Source organism: Achromobacter sp. UMC46 (genome assembly GCF_014170335.1).
GTDB lineage: Bacteria > Pseudomonadota > Gammaproteobacteria > Burkholderiales > Burkholderiaceae_B > Achromobacter.
Genome location: NZ_LZZS01000016.1, coordinates 1 through 13,089, shown reverse-complemented (window position 1 = coordinate 13,089; position 13,089 = coordinate 1). Strand labels below are relative to the sequence as shown.

10 protein-coding genes are annotated in these 13,089 nt (G+C 66.1%); 6 read left to right on the top strand and 4 right to left on the bottom strand.

What is annotated here, in order from left to right; translation table 11 throughout:
* Nucleotides 1-205 precede the first annotated feature (205 nt).
* The 6 genes from A9973_RS14635 (at nt 206) to A9973_RS14610 (ending at nt 7,785) form a co-directional block, all read left to right on the top strand.
* Nucleotides 206-1,372 carry an acyl-CoA dehydrogenase family protein gene (locus A9973_RS14635; protein ID WP_183014476.1) on the top strand — a complete coding sequence of 389 codons (1,167 nt, stop codon included), beginning with the start codon at nt 206-208 and terminating at the stop codon, nt 1,370-1,372.
* Nucleotides 1,373-1,465: 93 nt separating this feature from the next.
* The gene (locus A9973_RS14630) at nt 1,466-2,449 is read left to right on the top strand and encodes a tripartite tricarboxylate transporter substrate binding protein (RefSeq protein WP_183014475.1); all 984 of its coding nucleotides are present in this window, start codon (nt 1,466-1,468) and stop codon (nt 2,447-2,449) included.
* Nucleotides 2,450-2,467: 18 nt separating this feature from the next.
* Nucleotides 2,468-3,445, top strand: a complete 978-nt coding sequence (locus A9973_RS14625) for a tripartite tricarboxylate transporter substrate binding protein (RefSeq protein ID WP_183014474.1) — start codon at nt 2,468-2,470, stop codon at nt 3,443-3,445.
* Nucleotides 3,446-3,450: 5 nt separating this feature from the next.
* Nucleotides 3,451-4,620, top strand: coding sequence for an acyl-CoA dehydrogenase family protein (locus A9973_RS14620; RefSeq protein ID WP_183014473.1), 1,170 nt, complete (start codon nt 3,451-3,453; stop codon nt 4,618-4,620).
* A 19-nt stretch (nt 4,621-4,639) separates the two neighbouring features.
* On the top strand, nt 4,640-5,635 hold the full coding sequence (locus A9973_RS14615; RefSeq protein WP_183014472.1) for an acryloyl-CoA reductase: 996 nt from the start codon (nt 4,640-4,642) through the stop codon (nt 5,633-5,635).
* A 44-nt stretch (nt 5,636-5,679) separates the two neighbouring features.
* Nucleotides 5,680-7,785, top strand: a complete 2,106-nt coding sequence (locus A9973_RS14610) for an acetate--CoA ligase family protein (RefSeq protein WP_183014471.1) — start codon at nt 5,680-5,682, stop codon at nt 7,783-7,785.
* Here A9973_RS14610 and A9973_RS14605 read toward each other — a convergent pair.
* From A9973_RS14605 to A9973_RS14590, 4 genes are all read right to left on the bottom strand, one after another.
* Complete coding sequence (locus tag A9973_RS14605) at nt 7,769-9,025, bottom strand: type II toxin-antitoxin system HipA family toxin (RefSeq protein WP_183014470.1); 1,257 nt, start codon at nt 9,023-9,025, stop codon at nt 7,769-7,771. The two genes, A9973_RS14610 and A9973_RS14605, sit on opposite strands and share 17 nt — an antisense overlap.
* Complete coding sequence (locus tag A9973_RS14600) at nt 9,022-9,288, bottom strand: helix-turn-helix transcriptional regulator (protein WP_183014469.1); 267 nt, start codon at nt 9,286-9,288, stop codon at nt 9,022-9,024. Before A9973_RS14600 ends, A9973_RS14605 begins: the two co-directional genes overlap by 4 nt.
* 243 nt (nt 9,289-9,531) lie before the next feature.
* A complete protein-coding gene (gene htpG / locus A9973_RS14595; protein ID WP_183014468.1) occupies nt 9,532-11,430 on the bottom strand; it encodes a molecular chaperone HtpG in 1,899 nt (632 codons plus the stop codon).
* 122 nt (nt 11,431-11,552) lie between these two features.
* Nucleotides 11,553-13,089, bottom strand: a 1,537-nt coding sequence (locus A9973_RS14590; protein ID WP_255469161.1) for a DKNYY domain-containing protein, incomplete at its 5' end; no start/stop codon positions are given.

The window sequence follows — 13,089 nt, the reverse complement described above, 5'->3', positions numbered from 1 at the left end:
AATCCGGAAGTCGGCGCCGCGGCGACTGCGCGGGCCCTTGCCGCCGATGATAGAGCAAGGCCGGCAGTTACGGCCCGCCGCACGTTCAAGATAGCAAAACACTTGTCTCGGATTCGGCGAGGCTTTGCTAGCCTGGATTCCCAGTCGCCCCGGACCGGCCCACGCCGCCCGGCAGGCACGGCACCTAGAAAAACGGAGACACTTCATGATCAGGGACCCCGACGGCTTTCCCGCCTTTATCGATTCGCTGCGCCGCTTTGTCCGCGAACAGCTGGTCCCGCGCGAAGCCGAGGTGGCCAGGCTGGACGAGGTGCCGGACGATCTGGTGCGCGCCATGGCCGGCCAGGGCATGTTCGGCTACTCGATCCCCGAAGCCTACGGCGGCGCCGGCATGAGCACCGAAGAACTGATCCGCGCCGCGATCGAGCTGTCCCAATGTTCCGTGGCGTTCCGCGCCCGGGTCGGCACCAATACCGGCATCGGTTCCGAAGCCCTGGTGGCCGACGGCACCGAGCAGCAGAAAGCGCGCTACCTGCCCCGGATGGCGTCCGGCGAACTCACCGGCTGCTTCGCCTTGACCGAACCCCACGCGGGCTCGGACGCCACCGCCTTGCGCACGACTGCCATGCGCGACGGCGACAGCTTTGTGCTGAACGGCGAAAAGTGCTTCATCACCAACGCGCCGCTGGCGGGCCTGTTCACCGTCATGGCGCGCACCGATGCGGACGCCCCGGGCGCCAAGGGGATCTCAGCCTTCATCGTGGAGCGCGGCACGCCCGGACTGTCCACCGGCCAGCCCTACGACAAGATGGGCCAGGCCGGGTCGCCCGTATCGACCGTGCATTTCGAAGACTGCCGCGTGCCCGCCGCCAACATCATCGGCGGCCAGGAAGGCATGGGCTTCAAGACCGCCATGAAAGTCCTGAACAAGCAACGCATCCATCTGGCCGCGCTGTGCATCGGCCCGGCCATCCGCATGCTGGACGACACCATGCGGTTCGTGGCCGAGCGCCAGCAGTTCGGCAAACCGCTGATGGACTTCCAATTGATCCAGGCGATGCTGGCCGATTGTCAGACGGAAATCCAGGCCGCGCTGGCGCTGGTGCTGCAGACCGCGCGCGAACGCGACGCCGGCCAGGACGTGACGGGAAACGCCTCGATCTGCAAATACTTCGCGTCGGAAATGTGCGGCCGCGTGGCGGACCGCTGCGTGCAGATGCATGGCGGCTACGGCTATATCGCCGACCAGGGCATTGAACGCTTCTACCGCGACGTGCGCCTGTTCCGCCTGTACGAAGGCACCAGCCAGATCCATCAACTGACCATCGCCCGCCATACGCTGACCCAGGCGGGCTACACGCCCGGCCGCTAGGCCTGGGCGAACCCCGGGACCGCGGCCAGTAGAAGCCAGCGGCCCATCGGGCCCGCTCGAAGAAGCGGGCTTTGAACCAAAGGAGAGACTGACATGCTGCATAAGCACCTGCCCAAATGGATCGCCGCCACGGCGGCCGCGCTGGCATTCTCGGCCGTGGCGCCACAAGCCGCGGCCGCCTACCCCGACAAGCCCGTCCGGCTGATCATCCCGTTCGCCCCCGGCGGCTCCACCGACATCCTGGGGCGCTTGCTGGCCGAAGCGCTGCACCCGATCCTGGGCCAGCCCGTCATCGTCGAGAACAGGCCCGGCGCCGGCGGCAACATCGGCGGCGACTTCGTCGCCCGGTCCGCCCCCGACGGCTACACGCTGCTGCTGGCCGCGGCCGGTCCCACGGTCATCAACCCCAGCCTGTACGCCAACATGCCGTTCAACCCGGCCAAAGACCTGACGGCCATCACCTGCATCGAAAAAGAACACAACCTGATGGTGGTGACGAAGTCCCTACCCGCCACGACGCTGCAGGAATTTTTGCAGTACGCCCGCGCCAATCCCGGCAAGCTCTCTTTCGGCTCGCCGGGCAACGGATCGCCCGCGCAATTGGCTGGCGAACTGCTCAAGCAAAAGGCCGGCCTGCAAGCCGAGCATGTGCCCTACAAAGGCACTGGCCCCGCCGTCACCGATCTGGTGGCCGGCCATATAGACTTCATGATCGACAACATGCCGGCGCTGTTGCCGCAGGTGAAGGCGGGCACCATCCGCGCCCTGGCCGTGCCCAGCGACCAGCGCGCCTCCGCGGCGCCCAACATCCCGACCTTCGAGGAAGCCGGCCAGCCCGGATTCGTGGTGATGGCCTGGAAAGGCCTGATGGCGCCGGTCGGCACCCCGCCTGCCGTCGTCGACCGCCTGCACGCCGCCGTGGTCAAGGCCTTGCAGGATCCGCAACTGCGGACCCGCTTCCAGGAACTGGGCGCCGAACCGCTAGGCAGTTCCCCGGCCGAGTTCGCCAAACAGATCGCGGACGAAACCGTGTGGTGGGGCAAGCTGGTGCAATCCACCGGCACCAAGATCCAATAGCGCGGGACGGAGATCGCCATGCATCCATTCGCCACCATGCTGCGCGCCCTGTGCGCCGCTGCGCTGATCGGCGTGGCCGGAGCGCCCCTGGCCGCCACCGCGGCCTACCCGGACAAGCCTATCCGGCTGATCGTGCCTTACGCCGCGGGCGGCGGCACCGACACCGCCGCCCGCATGATCGCCCGCAAGCTGGCGCCGCTGATCGGCCAGACCATCGTGGTCGAGAACAAGCCCGGCGGCGCCACGCAGATCGGCACGGCCTATGTGGCCTCGGCCGCCCCCGACGGCTATACCTTGTTGATGGGCACCGCCAATCTCGCCACCAACAGCGTGCTCTACAAAAAACTGCCGTACGACGCGCAAAAGCGCCTGACGCCGGTCGTGTGGGCCACCGACGTGCCGGTCTATCTGCTGCTGCCGGCCGCCAGCCCCATCCGCAGCCTGGACGCGCTCAAGCTCGCCGCCACCCAGCAGCAAGGGCTGACCTTCGCGACGGCGGGCACCGGCAGCATCCCGCATCTGGCCGGCGAGCAATTCGCCCATCAGACCGGCATCCCGTTGCGGCACATCCCGTACAAGGGCAGCAGCGAAGCCGCGACGGCGCTGGTCGGCGGACAGGTGCAATTGAGCTTCGACAACCTGGCGCCGGTCTATGCGCAGGTGCAGGCCGGCCGCCTGCGGCCCGTCGCCATCGCCGCGGCGGCACGCAACCCGGAACTGCCCGACGTGCCCACGCTGACGGAATTGGGCGTGCCCCTGATCGCCTCGTCCTGGTGGGGCGTGATGGCGCCTGCCGGCACCCCGTCCACCGCCATCGGCCTGTTGAACAGCCAGATCAATGCCGTGCTGGCGGATCCCGAAGTGCGCCGCTATTTCGCCGGGCTGGGCATGCAAGCCGTCGGCGGCACGCCGGACGCGTTCGGCCGGCATATCGCCGCCGAGACCGAAAAATGGCGCGCCGTGGTCCATCAGGCCGGCGTGAAGATCGAGGAGTAGCCCCCATGCGACCCGAAGAGCAACTCCGCGGCGACACCGCGCAGCAAGACCTGTGCGCCCGCGTGCGCCAGTTCGTGGACGACATCGCCATCCCCGCGGAGTCCCCCGCCATCGCCCGTGACGTGGCCGCCTTGGACCGTTGCGTGGCGCGCCTGCGCGTCCAGGCCCGCCAGGCCGGCCTGTACGCCCCGCAGCTGCCCGCCGAATGGGGCGGGTTGGGTCTGGGCTGGCAAGCCCTTGCCCACGTGCTTGAAGAGGCGGGACGCGGGTTCCTGGGCCCGGCTGCGCTGAACTGCGCCGCACCCGACCAGCCCAACATGCTGACTTTGCTGCGCCTGGGTACGCCCGCCCAGCAAGAGCGCTTCCTGCAGCCCCTGGTGCGTGCGGAACAGCGCGCCTGCTTCGCCATGACCGAACCGGCGCCGGGCGCGGGTTCCGATCCGTCGATGCTGCGCACCCGCGCCGAACGGCGCGGCCAGCGCTGGGTGCTGAATGGGCACAAGCAGTTCATCAGCGGCGGCGTGGGCGCGGACTTCGCGCTGGTGCTGGCGCAGACGGACGCGGGCGTCACGCTGTTCGTGGTGCCCGCCAACACCCCGGGCTATCGCGTCGTGCGCGATATCGGCATGGTCACGGTCTACCAGATCGGCGGCCATGCCGAGATCGAATTGGACGGCTGCGAAGTGGGCGACGACGCCGTGCTGGGCGAACCCGGCCGGGGCCTGGAATATGCCCAGTTGCGGCTCGAACCCGCACGCCTGTCGCATTGCATGCGCTACATCGGCCGTGCCGGCCGCGCGCTGGAAACCGCGCAGGCCTACGTCGCACGGCGTGAATCCTTCGGCGCGCGGCTGGCCGACCTGCAGCAGATCCAGGCCATGGTCGCCGACTCGCACATCGACCTGCACGCCAGCCGCCTGATGACGCTGGACTGCGCGCGGCGCATGGACGAAGGGCTGCCCGTGAAACAGCACAGCGCCATGACGAAGGTGTTCGTGTCCGAAGCCGTGAACCGAGTGGCCGACCGCGCCGTGCAGATGATGGGCGCGTCGGGGCTGTCGGACGATACACCCGTGGCCATGGTCTGGCAGGAAATGCGCCCTTTCCGCATCTACGACGGCGCCAACGAACTGCATCGCGCCACGCTGGCGCGCCGCCTGCTGGCGCGCGCCTGACCGCCTCTTGGAGACCCTGATGTCCATCCCCGAATTCCAGGCTTACCGCTTGCATGCCGGCCAAGCCGGCGAAGCGCCGCAAGGCCGCTTCGACACGCTGACGGCGGACCAGCTGTCCGCCGGCGACACGTTGATCAAGGTGGCCTACGCCGGCCTGAACTACAAGGACGCGCTGGCCCAGGCCGGACGCGGCAACGTCATCCGCGAGTATCCGCGCATCGGCGGCATCGACCTCTCCGGCACCGTCGTCCATTCCGCCGACCCGGCGCTTGCGCCCGGGCAAGAGGTCGTGGTGCATGGCTTTGGCATCGGCGTGGATTGCGACGGCGGCTACGCGGAGTACGCGCGCGTGCCGCACGATTGGGTGTTGCCCTTGCCGAACGGCATCAGCTTGCGCGACGCCGCCGTGCTGGGCGCGGCCGGCTACACCGCCGCCTTGTCGCTGCACTGGATGGAGCACTGCGGGTTGACGCCCGAACAAGGCGAAGTGCTGGTGACGGGCGCCACCGGCGGTGTGGCGGGCATTGCCATCGACATTCTCAGCCAGCGCGGCTACACGGTCTGCGCCATGTCCGGCAAGCCCGAAGCCGCCGATTATTTGCGGTCACTGGGCGCCGCGGACGTCATCGCGCCGCCCGACCTGTCCGGCCCGCTCAAGCCGCTGATGAGCGCACGCTGGGCCGGCGTCATCGACTCCGTCGGCGGCAAGCTGTTGGCCCACGCCTTGGCCTGCGTGCGGCCCGACGGCGTCGTCGCCGCCTTCGGCAACGCGGGCGGCGCGGAGCTGCCCGCCTCGGTCATCCCGTTCATCCTGCGCGGCGTCAAGCTGCTGGGCATCAACGCCAACAGCCCGATGCCGTTGCGCCGCGCGCTGTGGCAGAAGTTGGCCACCGACTACCGCCCGTTGCGCTTGGCGCTTGCCTCGCGCGTGATCGAACCCCGCGACTTGCCGCAGGCCTTGCCCGCGATGCTTGAACGCGGCAGCACCGGCCGCAGCGTCGTGCGCTTTTCCTAAGCGCATTCCTGATCGCGTTTCCCGACATCTCCATCGCACAGACCATGACCCAGCATTCCGATTCCTCGTTGACCCGCCTGTTCAACCCGCGCAGCATCGCCATCGTGGGCGCCTCCGCCACGCCCGGAAAAATCGGCGCCATGCCGGTCAGCCTGCTGCGCCAGCATGGTTACGACGGCCGCATCCTGCCCATCAACCCGCGCGCGGAATCCATCCAGGGCTTGCCCGCGGCGCCTGATCTAACCGCGCTGGACACCGAGGCCGATCTGGTCATCCTGGCGGTGCCGGCGGCGCACGCCGCGCAGGCGCTGGAGCGGGCGCGTCCGGGCCAGGTCGGTGGCGCGGTGGTGTTCACGTCGGGCTTCTCGGAAACCGGCGCATCCGGCGCCGCGATGCAGGAACAGTTGTGCGCCATCGCGCGCGAACGCGGCATCCGGCTGCTGGGCCCCAATTGCCTGGGCTTCATGAACATCCGGCGCAACATCTACGCCACGTTCTCGCCCGCCCCCGCCAACGGCACCGTCGCCCCGGGCGGCATCGGCATGGTGTCGCAAAGCGGCGCCTTCGGCGCCTATGCCTACTGCATGGCGCGCGACCGCGGCTTAGGGCTGTCGCACTGGATCAGCACCGGCAACGAGGCCGATATCGACGTGGCGGACTGCATCGAATGGCTGGCCCGCGATGACGACACGCGGGTCATCATGACGTATATGGAAGGCTGCCGCGACGGCGCCAAGCTGCGCCGCGCCCTGTCCGCCGCGCGCGAGGCCGGCAAGCCCGTCGTCGTCACCAAGATCGGCCGCACCCAGGCCGGCGCGCAAGCCGCCGCCTCGCACACCGCGGCGCTGGCGGGCGACGACGCCGTCTACGACGCGCTGTTTCGCCAATATGGCGCGGTGCGCGCCCGCACCATCGAAGAATTCTTCAACCTGGGCTACGCGCTGGACACCTGGAAGCGCTTGCCCCAAGGCAAACGCCTGGGCATCTTCACGATATCCGGCGGGGTCGGCGCCCTGATGGCGGACGACGCCGAAGACGCCGGCCTGTCGCTGCCCGAACCCGCCGCGGACGCCCAGGCCAGATTGCTGGAAAAGGTGCCGTTCGCCAGCGGCCGCAACCCGGTGGACGTCACCGGCCAGGTGGTGTCCGAACCCGGCCTGCTGCTGGCCACCGCCGAAGACATGCTGGCCGACGGCCGCTACGACGCGCTGGCAGTCTTCCTGGCCGCGGCGGGGTCGTCCGACGCCCTGTGGCCCACCTTTGAAACCTTCGCCCGCGAAATGCACGCCCGCCGGCCGGACGTGCCGTTGGCCATCAGCGCGCTGTTCCCGCCCGAGCGCCGCCGCGAACTCGAACGCCTGGGCACGCTGGTGTTCACGGATCCCAGCGCCGCGATCCGGACGATCGGCGCGGTGGCGGGCCTGGCGGGCCAGGCAGACGCCGACCCAGATCAAACCTTCCCCACCGCTTCCTCGACCGCCCCGAAGCTCGCGTCCTACAACGAAGTGCAGGCGATGGACGTGTTGCGCCAGGCCGGCCTGCCCGTGCCCGAGTGCACGCTGGCCGAAGACGCGAACAGCGCCGTGCGCGCTGCCACCCGCCTTGGCGGCCCGGTCGTGATGAAAGTGGTGTCGCCCGACATCCTGCACAAGAGCGACGTCGGCGGCGTGAAGCTGGGCCTGTCCGGCGAGGACGCCGTGCGTGGCGCCTACGCCGCCATCCTGGACAGCGTCCGTGCCCATCGCCCCGACGCGCGCATCGACGGCGTGCTGGTCGCCCCCATGGCGAAGAAGGGCGTGGAATGCATTGCCGGCGTGCACTGCGACCCCGTGTTCGGGCCCGTCGTCATGTTCGGGTTGGGCGGCGTATTCGTGGAAGTGCTGAAAGACGTCAGCTTCCGCCTGGCCCCCTTCGGCCGCCAGCAAGCGCTCTCGATGATCCGCGAAATCAAAGGCTATGCGCTACTGCAAGGCGCGCGCGGCACAAAGCCTTGCGATATCGACGCGCTGGCCGACGCGCTGGTCGCGCTGTCGCGCTTCGCCTATTCACGGCGCAACGACTTCAGCTCGGCAGAGATCAACCCGCTGCTGGCCTTGCCGGAAGGCGACGGTGCGCTGGCCCTGGACGCGGTGCTTATTCCCACCGTTTAGCGTGTTTGCCGGTGTTCGACGTGATCCACTGGCCCAGGCGTTCAATCAATGTACGCTCGGTGCCGGCGGCAGCTTGCGCCAGCAGCGCGGATTGCACCTGGGTCAATGCAGCCGGCAGCTCGGCCATCAACGCCCTCGCCACCGCCATGACATAGCGCGGATTGAAGCCCAGGCCCTTGGCCATTGCCTCAAGTTGCGCCGGCCCGATGCTGCCGGGCTTCATTTCCCCGCCGATCGAGAATGCGAAGTTCTTGGCCAGGCCCGGATACATCGCCGTGCACATCAAGTCGTAGAACGGCGCCAACCGGTAACGCCCGTCGCTGGACTGCAGCACCGACAAATTCTTGGCATGGCTATCGTTATTGCCCACGCAGAGATTGAAAACCACCCATTGCAGGAACCGCTTCAAATCCGCCCCGCCGACGCTCATGGCTTTCAGCAGCTTGCGACAGTCCGCCAGCGACGGTCCGCCGTCCGCCTCGTACTTCACATCGGACGGTGTGCCCGCCAATTGACACAAATCCAATTGATGCAAGCGCAACAGGCTGCCTTTGCCGTCGGGCAAACGGTCATAGCGCTTGATCAGGCACGCGCGCGTGTCGGGTTGATAGCGGGCTTCTGCCACACCCAGCCCTAGCTTGTCTGCCAACTGCATCACCAGGGTTTCATTCAACGCAGACGCCCACACGCCGTCCAGGCCCTGTATATCCGGCTTCAGGATGTGCGAGGACGGCGCCGCGCCTTCAGGCAGAGCGGGCGCGCCGTCCGGCGCCACCATCAACAGCAACTTGTCTTGCGCGCCTGCCAGCGATATGCGCGCGCCTTCGGCGTTCTCGGCCACCAGCGCCGGCACCGCTGCGTTGCGCAAACGCGCCGCCACCTCCTGCCATGTCGAAGGCCTGTAATGGGGAGGAGCCGGCCGTTCGCCTTGCGGCAGTATCGTCAGTCCGCTGGCGGTATCGCCCCCTACGCTGCGCAGCAAGCCGAATACCGTCGTCGCGTGGCAGCTGATCTGCAAAAACTTGCGGACATGCCCTTCGGGCAGCAGATTTTCGAAGAAGGCATGTACGGCATCACCCGCGTGATTCTCTCCGTTCAGCGGAATTGCTGGCGAGATGGCACGCGCGCCGCGCAAGTTCAACCACGCATCGTCGTAGACAAACCGCAACGGCCGCTCGTCGAACAAGCGGCCGACTTTGCGGTCCGCCTGATATAGGTCCAGGGCGTCGGCGACGGTCATGCCAGGCTCGCGGGCTTGGGCGCCACCTGCACTTCAAGACCCAGCAGATCCAGCATGTCCAGCACCTTCTGCAATTGCAGGGTCGGTTTGCCGTGCTCCAGATCCACCACGAAACGGTTGCCCGTGCCAGACAGGCCGGCCAGGTCGGTTTGCAGCAAACCTTGCGAACGCCGCACCGCCTTCACCAGTTCGCCCAATTCGACCGAAGAGTGGATCGCCATGGGCATCGCCGGAATGCCATCGGATGGGTCTTGCGGGGACATGGGATTCTCCTGAATTACCGTTCGGTAAGTTTATGCCGCTTTCGAGGTAAAAACCAAAAATAATTACCGATCGGGAAGTTTTTACTGGGTAGCGATTTAATTCTATAAAATATTCCCGATCGGTAATATTTCTATAATCCATGGGACCTATGCATTAAAAATTACCGATCGGGAATATTTTATTCGCGGCGCAAACAAAAAAGGCGCCCTCGCAGGCGCCTTTCTCTTCACTCCGCGTACCGCTTACTTCAGCAGCAGCGCGTTCAAGCGCTTCACAAACGCGGCCGGATCCGCGATCTGCGCGCCTTCGGCCAGCAAGGCCTGATCCAGCAGCAGACGCGCCCATTGGTCGAACTCGCCGTCGTCAGCCGCACGGATGCGCGCCAGCAGCGGGTGTTCCGGGTTGATTTCCAGCACCGGCTTCACGTTCGGGGCTTCCTGGCCGGCGGCCTTCAGCATGCGCAGCAGGTGCGGGCTGAGTTCGTTCTGGCCCACCACCACGCACGCCGGCGAATCCACCAGGCGCAAGGTCACGCGCACTTCCTTGACCTGGTCTTCCAGCGTCTTTTGCAGACGCTCGACCAAGGGCTTGAAGTCTTCGGCCACTTCGGCCTGATGCTTCTTTTCTTCTTCGTCGGCCAGTTCGGCCAGGTCCAGGCCGCCCTTGGCCACCGACACCAGCGACTTGCCGTCGAATTCGCGCAGGTAGGACAGCATCCACTCGTCCACGCGGTCCGACAGCAGCAGCACTTCGATGCCCTTCTTGCGGAAGATTTCCAGATGCGGGCTGTTGCTGGCCGCGGCGAACGTGTCCGCCGTCACGTAGTAGATCTTGTCCTGGCCTTCCTTCATGCGCGACACGTAGTCGGCGAACGACACCGTCTGCGCCTGATCGCCCGAATGCGTGGAGGCGAAACGCATCAGCTTGGCGATGCGCTCCAGGTTGCCCGAGTCTTCGCCCGCGCCTTCCTTCAGCACCTGGCCGAACTCTGACCAGAACGTGGCGTAGTCTTCCGGCTTGTTCTCGGCCAGGTCTTCCAGCAGCGACAGGATGCGCTTGGCCGAGCCTTCGCGGATGGCGCGCACGTCGCGGCTTTCCTGGAGGATTTCGCGCGACACGTTCAACGGCAGGTCGGCGGAATCGATCACGCCACGCACAAAGCGCAGGTACGACGGCAACAGCTGGTCGGCGTCGTCCATGATGAAGACGCGCTTCACGTACAGCTTCACGCCATGGCGGCCGTCGCGGTCCCACATGTCCATCGGGGCATGCTTGGGCACATACAGCAGTTGCGTGTATTCGCTGCGGCCTTCCACGCGGTTGTGCGTCCAGGCCAGCGGCGCGTCGTAGTCGTGCGACACCGTCTTGTAGAACTCGCGGTACTGCTCTTCCGTCACGTCCGACTTGCTGCGGGCCCACAGCGCGTTCGCCTGGTTCACCGTTTCCAGTTCGTCGGTCTTGACCTGTTCGCCCTTCTCCTGGTCCCAATCTTCCTTGGCCATGCGGATCGGCAAGGAGATGTGGTCGGAGTAGCGGCGCTGGATCTCGCGCAGCTTCCAGCCGTTCAGCAATTCGTCTTCGTCGGCGCGCAGGTGCAGCGTCACGTCCGTGCCGCGCGAGGCCTTCTCGGCGGCGGCAATCGTGAATTCGCCCTGGCCGTCCGATTCCCACTGGATCGCGTCCGTGGCGCCGGCGCGGCGGCTGACCACCGTGACCTTGTCCGCCACGATGAACGACGAATAAAAGCCCACGCCGAACTGGCCGATCAGCTGCGCGTCTTTCTGCTTGTCGCCCGTCAGTTGGGAAAAGAATTCCCGCGTGCCGGAACGCGCGATCGTGCCCAGGTTGGCCACGGCTTCGTCGCGCGACAGGCCGATCCCGTTGTCCGAGATCGTGATGGTGCGCGCGGCCTTGTCGTAGCTGACGGTGATGGCCAGCTCGCCATTGCCTTCCAGCAGCTCGGGCTGGTCGATGGCTTCAAATCGCAGCTTGTCGCAAGCGTCCGACGCGTTCGACACCAGCTCGCGCAGGAAGATTTCCTTGTTGCTGTACAGCGAATGGATCATCAGGTGCAGCAGCTGCTTCACCTCGGCCTGGAACCCCAGGGTTTCGGGCGTGGAAGACGTGGCGGTTTGGCTCATAGTTTTACGTGAAGGTCGAAAAAATTAGGGACGAATGGGAATCGCATTCCGGGGCGGCAACCGTGCGTGGCATCCCGGAAACCCTACTGTTGTGGGGGCTATCGGGAAGTTTTCAAGACGGGTCAGAACCACGACAGAAACCCCCGATACCGGACCTTTGCCTCCAGCACCTCGTCGCTGGCCGGCGCCACCAGCTTTCCGCCCCGGATCAGCTTGCGGATATCGTCCATCCTGATATCGAAGGTCTGTTGCGAGCGCAGCAGGAAATCCGCCGTTTCGCGATCCATGATCCGGTAAATGGGGCTGAAGACCAGTTGGCTGCTGCCCGTCTGATCAAGGTAGTAGCGCTGGTCGCCGTTCTGCCAGACCGAACCGAACTGGTGATAGACGTCGCCCAGCTTCTTCCATTCGCCGCCCGGCGCGTCCTTCAAGCGCTTGATCAGCGTCGAACGGGAAATCAGCCCACCGCCGCCCCGGGACGAACTCCAGGATTCCGCCCCCTTCAAAAACAGCACCTGCTTGCCGTCCCAGAACACGAAGGGCGACAACGCGGTAAACCCGCCAGAGGCGAAAGGGTCATCGCCGGCCCGCTCCATTCGCCGCTTTTGGCCGTTATAGAAATAGATGCCGTCGCGGCCGGCAAACAGCGCCTGGTTCACGTGCTGGCCGTCCTCGCTAAGCAGCCGGTACGGCGCGTGCGCCGCGTCAAAAGCGTGGGTACCCACGTACACCATGCCGTCGCGCGGGTCGTAGAGATACGGCTCGCGATCCAGGTCCCCCACCTTGAATGCACGGAGCCCCGGATCATCCGACAGGGGCAGCAACGACTCATGGAAATAGACTCGGCGCCCGTCACCAAAGAAGTCATCGCTTAGTAGCGCCCTGCCGTCACGAGACGCAGGCAGACGCCGCAACGTGTCCGGATTCGCCTGCGGGACTTCGCTGCCGCGGTAGAACACCTTTGCGCCATCGGTCGCCAGGTCACGGTCCAACAGCGCCCGGTACGGCTGCGCGCTGGCCGGCAACGCGGCAAAGGGGTACAGGTAGTTCTGCGGTTTCGCGCCGCGCCCCAGCCCGAAGAGGATCGTTTGCCAGACCTCTTCGACCGGGCTCAAGTCGGGGTTCACCACCGAGAACAGCGAGCAGTAATAGGTCATCGACCCATCACTGAAATAACTATTGCCCAGGTATTGCGTGGATGCCGGCGACATGCCCGGCAGTATCCGGTTGCCGCAATACACGTGACGGGCGTCCTTTGCCGCCTGGCGGCCGTCGTAGACCGGGGTGTCGAACTGCTGAAAACTTGCCGGATCCGCCTCATCTATCGGGTAATAGCCGTTGCTGGGCACGGCGGCGTAGACCACGCCCTGATAGCGCTTATAGATGCTGGCCCGATACGATTCGCCCTTATCGGCCGCGGCGTACGGATCGTCGTCCAAGACGAATATCAGCAGCGACATCGGCAAACCGGCGATGACCAAAGCCAAGACAATCCCGATCCATCTCGTACGTTTCTGCATTACGGTTTCTGCATCACAATCCGGCCCGGCGGGCGCCTGGCGGCATGAGGTTGGCGGCACAAATTCTAGCAAGCAGGCGTGCCCAGAGGCTCGCGCGGCCGCTTTCCCCGGCGGGCCCGGGCCTTCCCCGCTAAAATCC

Coding starts and splice junctions, on each gene's coding strand:
- A9973_RS14605 (WP_183014470.1), bottom strand. CDS start 9,025: ATGACCGTCGCCGACGCCCTGGACCTATATCAGGCGGACCGCAAAGTC.
- A9973_RS14625 (WP_183014474.1), top strand. CDS start 2,468: ATGCATCCATTCGCCACCATGCTGCGCGCCCTGTGCGCCGCTGCGCTG.
- A9973_RS14635 (WP_183014476.1), top strand. CDS start 206: ATGATCAGGGACCCCGACGGCTTTCCCGCCTTTATCGATTCGCTGCGC.
- A9973_RS14630 (WP_183014475.1), top strand. CDS start 1,466: ATGCTGCATAAGCACCTGCCCAAATGGATCGCCGCCACGGCGGCCGCG.
- htpG (WP_183014468.1), bottom strand. CDS start 11,430: ATGAGCCAAACCGCCACGTCTTCCACGCCCGAAACCCTGGGGTTCCAG.
- A9973_RS14615 (WP_183014472.1), top strand. CDS start 4,640: ATGTCCATCCCCGAATTCCAGGCTTACCGCTTGCATGCCGGCCAAGCC.
- A9973_RS14600 (WP_183014469.1), bottom strand. CDS start 9,288: ATGTCCCCGCAAGACCCATCCGATGGCATTCCGGCGATGCCCATGGCG.
- A9973_RS14620 (WP_183014473.1), top strand. CDS start 3,451: ATGCGACCCGAAGAGCAACTCCGCGGCGACACCGCGCAGCAAGACCTG.
- A9973_RS14610 (WP_183014471.1), top strand. CDS start 5,680: ATGACCCAGCATTCCGATTCCTCGTTGACCCGCCTGTTCAACCCGCGC.